The organism is Promicromonospora citrea, from assembly GCF_013004695.1.
Taxonomy (GTDB): domain Bacteria; phylum Actinomycetota; class Actinomycetes; order Actinomycetales; family Cellulomonadaceae; genus Promicromonospora; species Promicromonospora citrea.
This window is the reverse complement of record NZ_JABEMG010000143.1, coordinates 1-10,519: the sequence shown is the minus strand read 5'-3', so window position 1 is coordinate 10,519 and position 10,519 is coordinate 1. Positions and strand designations below refer to the sequence as shown.

14 protein-coding genes and 1 pseudogene are annotated in these 10,519 nt (G+C 74.8%); 6 read left to right on the top strand and 9 right to left on the bottom strand.

Going from position 1 to position 10,519, the window contains the following annotated elements:
- Positions 1 to 311, bottom strand: a 311-nt coding sequence (locus tag HLB15_RS19975) for an AfsR/SARP family transcriptional regulator (protein ID WP_171107937.1), incomplete at its 3' end; no start/stop codon positions are given.
- Positions 312 to 359: 48 nt separating this feature from the next.
- Here HLB15_RS19975 and HLB15_RS19970 point away from each other — a divergent pair.
- Positions 360 to 1,247 (top strand): alpha/beta fold hydrolase, encoded by an 888-nt coding sequence (locus HLB15_RS19970; protein ID WP_171107936.1) that lies wholly within the window; start codon positions 360 to 362, stop codon positions 1,245 to 1,247.
- On the opposite strand, the gene HLB15_RS19965 is transcribed toward HLB15_RS19970, so the two are convergent.
- Complete coding sequence (locus HLB15_RS19965) at positions 1,248 to 1,844, bottom strand: DsbA family protein (protein WP_229784956.1); 597 nt, start codon at positions 1,842 to 1,844, stop codon at positions 1,248 to 1,250.
- Between the two features lie 22 nt (positions 1,845 to 1,866).
- Complete coding sequence (locus tag HLB15_RS19960; protein ID WP_171107934.1) at positions 1,867 to 2,436, bottom strand: TetR/AcrR family transcriptional regulator; 570 nt, start codon at positions 2,434 to 2,436, stop codon at positions 1,867 to 1,869.
- Positions 2,437 to 2,558: 122 nt separating this feature from the next.
- Between HLB15_RS19960 and HLB15_RS19955 the strand changes: the two genes are divergently transcribed.
- On the top strand, positions 2,559 to 3,401 hold the full coding sequence (locus HLB15_RS19955) for an alpha/beta fold hydrolase (protein ID WP_171107933.1): 843 nt from the start codon (positions 2,559 to 2,561) through the stop codon (positions 3,399 to 3,401).
- 89 nt (positions 3,402 to 3,490) lie between these two features.
- Here HLB15_RS19955 and HLB15_RS19950 read toward each other — a convergent pair.
- Positions 3,491 to 4,258: pseudogene (locus tag HLB15_RS19950) on the bottom strand (PhzF family protein); the annotation flags it as partial.
- Between the two features lie 186 nt (positions 4,259 to 4,444).
- Here HLB15_RS19950 and HLB15_RS19945 point away from each other — a divergent pair.
- On the top strand, positions 4,445 to 5,008 hold the full coding sequence (locus HLB15_RS19945) for a cysteine hydrolase family protein (protein ID WP_171107932.1): 564 nt from the start codon (positions 4,445 to 4,447) through the stop codon (positions 5,006 to 5,008).
- On the top strand, positions 5,005 to 5,919 hold the full coding sequence (locus HLB15_RS19940; RefSeq protein ID WP_171107930.1) for a GlxA family transcriptional regulator: 915 nt from the start codon (positions 5,005 to 5,007) through the stop codon (positions 5,917 to 5,919). Before HLB15_RS19945 ends, HLB15_RS19940 begins: the two co-directional genes overlap by 4 nt.
- A gap of 2 nt (positions 5,920 to 5,921) precedes the next feature.
- Here HLB15_RS19940 and HLB15_RS19935 read toward each other — a convergent pair whose 3' ends face one another.
- Positions 5,922 to 6,722, bottom strand: a complete 801-nt coding sequence (locus HLB15_RS19935; protein ID WP_171107928.1) for an SDR family NAD(P)-dependent oxidoreductase — start codon at positions 6,720 to 6,722, stop codon at positions 5,922 to 5,924.
- Positions 6,723 to 6,809: 87 nt separating this feature from the next.
- Here HLB15_RS19935 and HLB15_RS19930 point away from each other — a divergent pair, with 87 nt between their 5' ends.
- The gene (locus HLB15_RS19930; protein WP_171107926.1) at positions 6,810 to 7,658 is read left to right on the top strand and encodes a helix-turn-helix transcriptional regulator; all 849 of its coding nucleotides are present in this window, start codon (positions 6,810 to 6,812) and stop codon (positions 7,656 to 7,658) included.
- 21 nt (positions 7,659 to 7,679) lie between these two features.
- Here the strand turns inward: HLB15_RS19930 and HLB15_RS19925 are convergent, their stop codons facing one another.
- From HLB15_RS19925 to HLB15_RS19915, 3 genes are all read right to left on the bottom strand, one after another.
- Entirely contained in the window at positions 7,680 to 7,940 is a 261-nt protein-coding gene (locus HLB15_RS19925) for a hypothetical protein (protein WP_171107924.1), read from the bottom strand.
- Positions 7,937 to 8,401 carry a hypothetical protein gene (locus tag HLB15_RS19920; RefSeq protein WP_171107921.1) on the bottom strand — a complete coding sequence of 155 codons (465 nt, stop codon included), beginning with the start codon at positions 8,399 to 8,401 and terminating at the stop codon, positions 7,937 to 7,939. The genes HLB15_RS19925 and HLB15_RS19920 overlap by 4 nt, the downstream gene beginning before the upstream one ends.
- A 136-nt stretch (positions 8,402 to 8,537) precedes the next feature.
- A complete protein-coding gene (locus tag HLB15_RS19915) occupies positions 8,538 to 8,933 on the bottom strand; it encodes a DUF1304 domain-containing protein (RefSeq protein WP_171107920.1) in 396 nt (131 codons plus the stop codon).
- Positions 8,934 to 9,052: 119 nt separating this feature from the next.
- On the opposite strand from HLB15_RS19915, the gene HLB15_RS24890 reads away from it, so the two are divergent.
- Positions 9,053 to 9,982 carry a helix-turn-helix domain-containing protein gene (locus HLB15_RS24890; protein WP_171107918.1) on the top strand — a complete coding sequence of 310 codons (930 nt, stop codon included), beginning with the start codon at positions 9,053 to 9,055 and terminating at the stop codon, positions 9,980 to 9,982.
- Here the strand turns inward: HLB15_RS24890 and HLB15_RS19905 are convergent.
- Positions 9,881 to 10,519, bottom strand: a 639-nt coding sequence (locus HLB15_RS19905) for an MFS transporter (RefSeq protein WP_171107916.1), incomplete at its 5' end; no start/stop codon positions are given. The two genes, HLB15_RS24890 and HLB15_RS19905, sit on opposite strands and share 102 nt — an antisense overlap.

The window sequence follows — 10,519 nt, the reverse complement described above, 5'->3', positions numbered from 1 at the left end:
GCGGTCCGCCCGTCGGTGAGCGGGTGAGCGGGGCCGTCCGTCACGAGGTGCCGCGCGGGCGTGCGGGGCGCCCGTCCGGGCTCGAGACGACGGCGCAGGTCGGCGACGAACGTGCGCACCGCCGCGACGGCGCCGCGCGGCGGCTCGTCCCACAGGTCGTCGACGAGCCGGTCCGTGGTGACCAGCCGCCCGCCCGCGACGACGAGGCGCGCGAGCACCGCCTGCTGGCGCGGCCCGCCCAGGGGCACCGGCACGCCGTCCACCCAGGCGGTGACGGGGCCGAGCACCCCGACCCGGAGAGGTCCGTTCATCGGGTCCTGCTCATCGATCACTCATCCACGTCCTGGAGATTCATGGGCATGACACCGACGATCACACCAACGATCACAGATTTCGACTACCGCCGCGTGCCCGTCGGCGACGTCGCCCTCAACGTCGCGGTCGGTGGGGCGGGCAGCCCCGTCGTGCTGCTGCACGGCTTCCCCCAGACGCACCTCATGTGGCGGCACGTCGCCGCCGACCTGGCCCGCGAGCACACCGTGATCGTGCCCGACCTGCGCGGGTACGGCGCGAGCGACAAGCCCGCGGAGACCGGGCCCGACACGTACTCCAAGCGGACGATGGCCGTCGACGTGGTCGCCCTCGCCCATGCCCTCGGGCACGACCGGTTCGCGCTCGCCGGGCACGACAGGGGTGCGCTCGTCGCCGTCCGTGCCGGCCTGGACCATCCCGGCAGCGTCACCCACCTGGGCGTGCTCGACGTGCTGCCGACGCTCGACATGTGGGACGTGCTGCACGGCGCGGACGCGGCCGTCGCGTTCCACCTCTACCTCATGGCGCAGCCGCCCGGCCTGCCGGAGCGCCTGATCGCGGCGGCGGCCGACGACTTCTTCGGGTTCTTCCTCGACGCCTGGGGCGCCGGGCAGCAGGCGATCCCCGCCGACGTGCGCGCGGAGTACCTGCGGGCCTCCCGCGCGGCGGTGCCCTCGATCGTGGCGGACTACCGCGCCTCCGCGGGCGTCGACATCGAGCACGACCGTGCCGACCGTGCCGCCGGACGGCGCCTGACCATGCCGGTGACGGTGCTCCAGCAGGACTGGGGCGCCGCGCTCGGCTACGACGCGGCGGGCCTGTGGTCCGCCTGGGCGTCCGACCTGGAGCATCGCACCCTCGACGCGGGGCACTTCATGGCCGAGCAGGCCCCGGCCGAGGTGGCCGGGGCGCTGCGCGCGCTGCTGGCCCGGTGACTACCGCCGGAACCACGACTTCTTGCCGCGCGACAGCCCCATGGTGTCGCGCAGGTCGGTCACCGTGACCGAGTCGGTGTACGGCTCGCCGTTGATGAACAGCGTCGGCGTGCCGTGCACCCCGGCGTCGATGCCGTCCTGGTAGTCCTTGCGGACCGCCTCGGAGAACCGCTGCGCGGCGTCACCCACCAGGCTCTCGGTGTCGAGGCCGAGCTCCTCGCCGTACCGGACGATCGCCGCGTCGTCGAGCTGCATCTGGTTCTTGAACAACAGCTTCGCCATCGGCCAGAACGCCCCCTGGTGGCCGGCGGCCTCCGCCGCGAGCGCGGCCGTGAGCGCGTAGGGGTGCACCTCGAAGAGCGGGAAGTGCCGCCAGACCAGGCGCACCTGCCCCTCCGAGCCGTTCACCAGCTCGGTGAGCACGGGCTTGGCCGCCCCGCAGTAGGGGCACTCGAAGTCGCCGAACTCGACGATGGTGAACGGGGCCTCGGGGTTGCCGTAGGCCCAGCGGAACGCGAAGCCGCTGTCGTGGGTGCCTGCGGGGGCGGCGCTCGGCGTCGCCTCGCGGGCGACACCCTCTGCGGGTTCAGTGGTCATGTCCTCCATCGTCCCACCCGCCTCAGACATGGGCCGGGACCGCGGCGTCGAGCAGGGTCGTCGCGGCGGCGCGCGCGTGGCGCGCCGCGTCGGGCGTGCCCGCGATGGCGGCCGTCGTCTGCGCGCCCTCCGCGAGGATCGCGACCTGGGCGGCGAGGTCGGGCGTGCCGCCGATCTCGTCGACCAGGCGTCCGACGTACTCCTGGAAGCTGCGCTTCTGCTCTCGCACCGCGTCCGCGACGGCCTGCGACGACGCGCTCAGCTCACCGTGCGTGTTGATGAACGCGCAGCCGTGGAAGTCCGACTCCCGGAACCAGGCGTCGAGGAAGTCGAAGATCGCGAGCAGGCGCTCGCGGGCGGTCGTCGCGTTCTCGGACGCCGAGGCGATCCCCGCGTCCCACATCTGCGTGCGGTGCCGCAGGACGGCGACGACGAGCTCGTCCTTCGAGGAGAAGAGCGAGTAGATGCGTTTGAGCGAGACGCCGGCGGCGGTGCGCACGGCGTCCATGCCGACCGCCTGCACGCCGCGCGTGTAGAAGAGCTCGTCCGCCGCGCGAACGACCTGCTCACGAGCGGTCTCTGCCTCGCCCATCGATCTCACCCCATCTTTTCCGTCCGCACGGGTTGCGCGGAGAACGATCGTTCTCTACCGTAGCTCATGTCGGCGGAGAACGACCGTTCTCCGCTCCAGCAGGATCGAGAGAAGGAACGATCATGGGTTACATCGCGGTCGGTACCGAGAACAGCACCACCACCGAGCTGTACTACGAGGACCACGGCACCGGGCAGCCGGTTGTCCTGATCCACGGGTACCCGCTGGACGGCAACAGCTGGGAGCGCCAGTCGCGCGAGCTCATCGCCGCCGGCTACCGGGTCATCACCTACGACCGGCGCGGCTTCGGCCGGTCGAGCAAGGTCGGCGCCGGGTACGACTACGACACCTTCGCGGCCGACCTGAACACCCTCCTGACCACCCTGGACCTGCGCGACGTCATCCTCGTCGGCTTCTCCATGGGCACCGGCGAGCTGGCCCGCTACGTCAAGAACTACGGCCACGAGCGCGTCGCCAAGCTCGCGTTCCTCGCGTCGCTCGAGCCGTTCCTGGTCCAGACCGACGACAACCCGACCGGTGTGCCGCAGTCGGTCTTCGACGGCATCGACCAGGCCGCCCGCGCCGACCGGTTCGCCTGGTTCACGCAGTTCTACCAGGACTTCTACAACCTGGACGAGACGCTCGGCAGCCGCATCAGCCAGGAGGCCGTCACGGCGTCCTGGAACACCGCGACCCAGAGCGCGCCCGTCGCGGCGTACGCGGTCGTCCCGACCTGGATCGAGGACTTCCGGGCCGACGTCGCGGCCGTGCGCGCCGCGGGCAAGCCGTCCCTGATCCTGCACGGGACGAAGGACAACATCCTGCCGATCGACGCGACCGGCCGGCCGTTCCACGAGGCCTTCCCCGAGGCCGAGTACGTCGAGATCGAGGGTGCGCCCCACGGTCTGCTCTGGACGCACGCCGACGAGGTCAACGAGGCGCTGCTGCGCTTCGTCCAGGCCTGATCCCACCGCCCCGCGTCCCCGGGACGCGGCACGACGCCCGTGCCCGCGATCGTCACGCGCGGCCCGTCGACGGCCAGCCGGATCCGGCTCGGCCTGCCCAGCCGGCGCCCCTGCTCCACGACGACGGCGGCCGGGTCGCGCACGATCCCGTCCCGCACCAGCACGGCGGCGAGCGGGCCCGCCGCCGTCCCGGTCGCCGGGTCCTCCGCGATCCCGACCGTCGGGTTGAAGAACCGCGCCGCCGCGTCCAGGCCGGACGCCGGGTCGACGGCGAGCGTGTACACGTAGCAGCCCTCGGCGCCGACGTCCGCGAGCAGGGCGCGCAGGTGGGCGGTGTCCGGCTGCGCGGCGTCCAGGCCCGCGCCGTCGCGCACCGGCACCAGCAGGTGCTCCGCTCCGGTCGAGGCGACCTCGGCAGGCCGTGCGGCGAGCGCACCGGTGTCGAGGCCGAGGGCGGCGGCCAGGGCGGGACGGTCCGTGACCTCGCCGAGGAACCGGGGCGCGGACTGCTCCATCGAGACCTCGGCGCCCTGTGCCGCTCGCCGCGACACCCGGACGGTCAGCAGGTCCGGTCCGATCTGCTGCACGAACGTGTCCCGCGCCGGGTCCAGCCGCCCGCTGAGGGCGAGCCAGACCCACGCGCCCATCGCGTTGTGCCCGGCGCCGAAGACCTCGACGCCGCCGGGTGTGAACGAGCGCAGCCGGTGGTCGGCGCCCGGGTCGTCCGGCCGGACGAGGAACGTCGTCTCGGACTGGTTGAGCTCGCGCGCGATCGCCGCCATCGTCGCGGCGTCGAGCGCGTCGGCGTCGGGCACGAGGGCGAGCGGGTTGCCCGCCAGCGGCGTGGTGGTGAACACGTCGACCCAGGCGAACGGCACGTCCACGATCGGCTCCCTCGGTGCGGTGGCGGTGACGTGCTGCTCAGCGTAGAGCCCGGCGGGCGGTGGTCGGGGGAGACCGTGCGCGCGGCATGACCGGATCGTTCCGCCCCCCGCCCTGATCCGGTCTTCCCCGGCGCGCCCGCCCGGCGCCACACTGGCCGCATGAACCGAGCGCTGATCGTCATCGACGTGCAGGAGTCCTTCCGGGTGCGCCCCGAGTGGGCCGACACCCTCGACCCCGACGTCGCGGAGCCGGTGAACCGCCTCGTCGCGCTCGCGCGGGCCGCCGGCGACCTCGTGGTCTGGGTGCTGCACACCGAGCCGGGCTCCGGCACGCCGTTCGACCCGACGAGCGGCCACGTGCGGCTGTTCGAGGAGCTGGGCGAGCCGCTGCCCGGCGAGCCGGTGCTGCACAAGACCTCGCACAACGCCTTCACGACGACCAACCTGCAGCAGCTCCTCACCGCCCGCGGCGTCGGCGCCCTGCGCGTGTGCGGGATCCGTGCGGAGCAGTGCGTGGAGACCACCGCGCGCGTCGCGTCCGACCTCGGGTACGACGTCACGTTCGTGAGCGACGCGACGAGCACGGACCCGCTGGGGCGGTTCAGCGCCGCGGACATCCTCGAGCGGACCGAGGCGGTGCTCCGCGACCGGTTCGCGCGCATCGCCACCGTCGCGGAGCTCGAGGCGGAGGCACGCCAGGCCGTGGCAGCATCGGCGGGGTGACCGTCGTCCTGTTCGTGCTCCTGCCCGGCGTGCACCTGCTCGACCTGGCCGGCCCGGCCCAGGCCTTCTTCGCGGCGGGGGACCTCGGGCACCCGTACGAGCTGCGGTACGTCGCCGGCTCCCCCGGGACCGCCGTGGTCCCGTCCGCGCAAGGCCTCCCGCTCGCCGCGGACGCCGACTGGCCCGCGACCACGGCCGACGACCTCCTCGTCGTCCCCGGGTGGCGCACAGGCGAGGACCCGCGGGCCTGGCCGCAGGTGGGCGACGCGACCCGCGAGCGGCTGCGCGCCCACCACGCGGCCGGCGGCACGGTCGCCAGCGTGTGTGCGGGTGCGGACGCGCTCGGCCAGGCCGGGCTCCTGGACGGGCGGCGGTGCACCACCCACCACGCCGTCCAGGACGAGCTGGCCGCCCGGCACCCGCGCGCCCGCCTGGTCCGGGACGTGCTGTTCACCACCGACGACCGCGTGGTCACCTCCGCCGGCATCGCCAGCGGCATCGACCTGTCGCTCCACCTGCTGGCCGTGCGGCACGGACCGGCCGTCGCCGCACGGGTGGCCCGCGAGATGGTGGTGTACGCGCGGCGCAACGGCGCCGAGCGGCAGGCGAGCGTCATGCTGCGGCACCGGTCGCACGTCGACGACACGGTCCACCGGGTGCAGGACCTGATCGACGCGCACTTCGCACGGCCCCTGCCGCTCGCGGACCTGGCGGCCCGCGCCGGCGTCGCGGAGCGGACGCTGACCCGGCAGTTCACCCGGGCGACCGGCGTGACGCCGCTGCGCTACCAGCAGCTGCTCCGGCTGGAGCGTGCCGAGCACCTCCTGGGCCACGGGGCGACCGTCGAGGCGGCGGCGCACGCCGTGGGCTTCCGCGACGCCCGCATGCTCCGCCGCCTCCGCAGCCGCTGAGATCAGGCCCCCGCGCCGCCGTCGACCTGGAGGATGGCGCCCGTGACGTACGAGGCGCGGTCGCTGAGCAGCCAGGCCGCTGCCTCGGCGATCTCCTCCGGCCGCGCCGTGCGACCGAGCGGCGCGTGGTTCGCGAGCTGGTCGGTCAGGCCGGGGGTGTACTCCTCCCACTGCCGGATCATCTCGGTGAGCGTTCCGCCGGGCGTGATGGCGTTGACCCGGATGTTCTCGGGCCCGTAGGTCACCGCCGCCGACTGGGTCAGGCTGTTGAGGCCCCGCTTCATCGCGCCGTAGACGGGCAGCACCGGGTTGGCGCGCAGGCTGCCGATGCTCGAGTTGTTGACGATCGCGCCCGACCCCGCGGTGGCGCGGATCGCGCGGACCTCCGCGACCATCGACGCCCACTGGCCGCGGAGGTTGACGGCGTACACCCGGTCGAAGTCGGCGTCCGCCACCTCGTCCAGCGGCTGGGGCGGGGTGAACGTGGCGCCGTTGTTGAACGCGACGTCCAGCCGGCCGAAGCGCTCCACGACGCGGTCGACGAGGGTGCGGACGCTCTCGGGGTCGCCGAGGTCGGCCACGGCGTGGTCGGCGGTGCCGCCGGCCGCCCGCACCTCGTCGGCGACGGCCGCGATCTCCGCCTCGGTCCGGGCCGAGAGGAACACGGTCGCGCCCTCCCGGGCGAAGAGGCGGGCGGCGGCGGCGCCGATGCCGCGGCCCGCTCCGGTGATCAGTGCGACCTTGCCGGCCAGGAGGCCCGCGGTCGGGGTGGTGGTGGCTGCTGTGCTCGGTTCTGTGCTCATACCCTCGACGCTCCGCCGGTCCGGCGCCGGTATCCAGGCACCGGCCGTACCTGGCTACCGGCGCGACCGCGGGCGGATACTCGAGGTATGGACAGGGCCCAGCTCGCCACGTTCCTGCGCTCGCGCCGGGAGCGGACCACCCCCGCCGACGTCGGCCTGCCCGCCGGGCGCCGGCGGCGGACGCCCGGCCTGCGCCGCGAGGAGGTCGCCCAGCTCGCGTACATCTCGACCGAGTACTACACCCGGCTCGAGCAGGCCCGGGGCCCGCACCCCTCCCGCGAGGTGCTGAGCGGCCTCTCCCGTGCGCTGCGCCTGTCGGACACCGAGCGCCGGCACCTGCACGCGCTCGCCGACGTGCCCGAGGCGCCGCCCACGGGGCCGCCGCGCGAGGTGCGGCAGAGCATCCGCGACCTCCTGGAGCGGCTCCCGCAGTCGGCGGCGTTCGTCAGCAGCGCCGACGGCGAGGTGCTCGCGTGGAACCCGCTCGCCGCGGCGCTCATGGAGGACTTCTCCGCCCTGCCGCCGCGTGAGCGCAACCTGCTGCGCCGTGCGTTCCTCACGTCCCACGCCGACGGGAACCTGTACGGCGTGTCCGACCGGGAGACGTTCGTCCGCTCCGCCACGAGCAGGCTGCGCACCGCGGCGGCCCGCTACCCGCACGACCCCCGGATCGCGCAGCTCGTGGCCGACCTGCTCGCCGGGAGCGAGGAGTTCGCCCGGATCTGGGCCGACGGCGAGATGCGGATCGAGACGGTGCAGCGCAAGACGTTCCGGCACCCGATGGTCGGGCCCGTCACGGTGAGCTGCGACGTGCTCGACATCACCGACAGCGACCAGCAGGTCGTGATCTTCACGCCCGACCCGGGCTCGCCGTCGGACGAGGCGCTCCGGCTGCTCGGGGTGATCGGCACCCAGCGCATGGACGTGACGACCTAGGCACGGTGTCCGTCGGGACGGTCAGGACCGTGTCGTCGTCCGCGCGGCGCGCTCGGCGAGGAGCCCGCCCACCGCCGGCACGACGGCCAGCAGCCACACCCGGTGCCGCCCGCGGGCCACGGCGAGCGCCGTGACCACGACAGCGAGGTAGGCCATGCCGTGCAGCGGTCCGACGGCGCTCGCGACGGCGTCGTCGTGCACGGTGGCGAGGTTGGCGAACAGCACGACGACGGTGAGCAGCTCCAGCGCGCCGAGGATGCGGAGCACGACGTGGCCGCTCACAGGCCCGCGCCCGTCGTCGAGCCGGGGCGGTAGACCATGAGCACCACGACCACCGCCCACAGCAGGTTGAAGATGCCCGCGTGCATGGCGAGCGGCCGCGTGGCGGGCCGGGTGCCCGGGGCCTCGAGCGCGTCGAGGACGCGCCGCTGCCCGGGCAGGACGAGCAGGATCAGGACCGCGGCGGCGGCCGCGGTGAGCACCATGGACGTGACGAGCCAGGCGTCGGACAGCACGCCGAGGCTCGCGCCGGTGGCGTACCCGAGCACGGGCACGGCGACGCCGAGGTACGCGTAGACGCGCGTGACGCGGTGCAGGAGCCGGACGCCCGCGGCCGGGCCGGGGTCTCCGGGGGCGGCGAGCGCGCGCCGGGCGGCGGCGGGGAAGATGCTGGCGGTCACGGCCACGGGTCCGACGGCGAGGATCGCGGCGAGGACGTGCAGGGACAGGAGCAGTGCGGTCATGCCAGGCCCTCGCGGGGCGTGCGGCGGGTGGTGTCGTGCATGCGGCCATCGTGCGGGCGCGGTGGCGCCCGGGCCAGTGTCCTTTCTGCCAACAACCACCGGGATCTGGCCACCCCGGCGCCCGGGCCCCTGGGCGTCAGAGCAGGCCGGCGAGCAGCGCGATCACCGCGAGGAGCGGCAGCGTGCCCTGGGTGGCGGCGGCGCGCGCCTTGGTGCGGTCGGAGAGGACGAGGACGGTGGCCGCCGCGGCCATCGAGCCGGTGCCTGCCAGCACCAGGGCGGCGCCCGCGGAGGCCGGCCCGTCCGTCGACCCGGACGCCAGGAGCACGATGCCCACGGCGGTGACGACCGCCAGGAAGAGGTTGTAGAAGCCCTGGTTGAACGCGAGGGGGCGGGTGGTCTGCGCCTCCTGCTCGGACGTGCCGAAGACGGCGCGCGTCCGGGGCGCCGTCCAGGCGACGGACTCCAGGAAGAAGATGTAGACGTGCACGAGGGCGGCGAGGCCCGCGAGGACCAGTCCGGTGGCGATCACGTAGGTTCCTTCGTCGGGCGGCGTGTGCTGGCGGCAGTATGGCAGCGGCCGGGACCCCGCGCCCGCGCGCCCGGGGGAATACCGGGCGGTTCCGCGTGGCTCGTTCTGGTATGAGACCGGTGACGCAGGACACGACGGCGCGGCACGTCCACCAGGCCGGCCACGAGTGGGACGTCGAGTGGGTGATGTCCGCGCTGCGCCACGAGCGGCTCGCCGCCGGTGCGGCGCTCCTCGACCCGGCGGCCCGGTGGACGCTGGTGCTCGACGGCACGCTGGTCCTCGAGACCGCGACGGGCGCGACCCGCCTCGGACCCGGGGACGCCGTGCTGGTCGACGAGCGCACCGCCCACCGCCTCACGGCCGACGGCGCGGCCGAGGTCGCGTACGGCGACCTGCGCCCGGCCGACGTGGTGCCGCTGCCGAGCCCGCTGGTGCTGCGCGGGTTCGGGGAGCGGCACTCCGGCGTCGTCGCGCTGGTGACCACCTGCCCGCTGCAGGTCATGGGCACGCCCGACGTGTTCGCGGCGAGCTACGCGAACCTCATCGGGGCGTCCGTGACCGAGCAGTGGCGCACGGCGGACGGCCTCGGGGCCGCGGTCCCGGCGGACCGCCCGGGGGCGGCGCGGGACCCCGAGGTGGCGCGCGTGCTCGCCGCCATCGCCGAGCGACCCGGCGAGTCGTGGACGCTCGACCGCATGGCCGCCCTCGTGCACCTGTCCCGGTCGGCGCTCACCGAGCGCTTCCGGCGCGCGACGGGCCACAGCCCGGTGCGCATGCTGCGGCGGGTGCGCATGCACCGCGCGCGGACCCTGCTGACCGACCGGTGCCTGCTCGTGACGCGCATCGCGCTGGAGGTGGGGTACGGCTCGGTCGCGGCGTTCAGCCGCGCGTTCGCCGCCGAGCACGACGGCGTCTCGCCGCTCGCCTGGCGCGCCGCCCCCGCGGCCTCAGCCGCGCGGCAGGCGCACGAACGCCCAGCCGAGACCCGCCGTCACCGCGGCGCTCGCGCCGACCAGGAGCAGTGGGCTGACGCCGTAGCCGTCCAGTAGCACGCCGCCGAGCGCCGAACCCGCGGTGATCGCGACCTGGAACGCGGTGACCTGCAGCGACATCGCGGACTCGGTCCGCACCGGCTCGACGCGCGCGACCCAGAGCTGGGTCGCGGCGGGCACCGCGTTCAGCGAGAGGCCCCAGAGCACCATCGCGACCGCCAGGACGGGGACGGACGACGCCGACTGGGTCAGCAGCAGGGCGGCGGCCAGGCCGAACGGCGTGGCCGCGGTCAGAGGCCGCAGCCACCGCGCGAGCGCGCCGGCGAGGAGCGGCCCCGCCACGCCGCCCGCGCCCCACGCGAGCAGCATCCACGTCGTCGCGGCGGGGTCGACCCGGTCGATCGCGAGGCGGATGTACGGGTAGGCGGCGAAGTTGCCGAAGGCCACCAGCACCACGAAGCCGATGCCCGCCATGAGGCGGCGGTTGCGCAGCGCCTCGCGCAGCATCCGCAGGCCCGCCGTCGGGTGGGCGGGCACCGAGGGCAGCGCGACGGCGAGGGCGACGGCGCTCAGCGCGCTCAGCGCGGCCGCGCC

Bases quoted from the DNA above. Each gene is read 5' to 3' on its own strand.
- HLB15_RS19970 (WP_171107936.1), top strand. From the start codon at position 360: ATGACACCGACGATCACACCAACGATCACAGATTTCGACTACCGCCGC.
- HLB15_RS19965 (WP_229784956.1), bottom strand. From the start codon at position 1,844: ATGACCACTGAACCCGCAGAGGGTGTCGCCCGCGAGGCGACGCCGAGC.
- HLB15_RS19960 (WP_171107934.1), bottom strand. From the start codon at position 2,436: ATGGGCGAGGCAGAGACCGCTCGTGAGCAGGTCGTTCGCGCGGCGGAC.
- HLB15_RS19955 (WP_171107933.1), top strand. From the start codon at position 2,559: ATGGGTTACATCGCGGTCGGTACCGAGAACAGCACCACCACCGAGCTG.
- HLB15_RS19945 (WP_171107932.1), top strand. From the start codon at position 4,445: ATGAACCGAGCGCTGATCGTCATCGACGTGCAGGAGTCCTTCCGGGTG.
- HLB15_RS19935 (WP_171107928.1), bottom strand. From the start codon at position 6,722: ATGAGCACAGAACCGAGCACAGCAGCCACCACCACCCCGACCGCGGGC.
- HLB15_RS19930 (WP_171107926.1), top strand. From the start codon at position 6,810: ATGGACAGGGCCCAGCTCGCCACGTTCCTGCGCTCGCGCCGGGAGCGG.
- HLB15_RS19920 (WP_171107921.1), bottom strand. From the start codon at position 8,401: ATGACCGCACTGCTCCTGTCCCTGCACGTCCTCGCCGCGATCCTCGCC.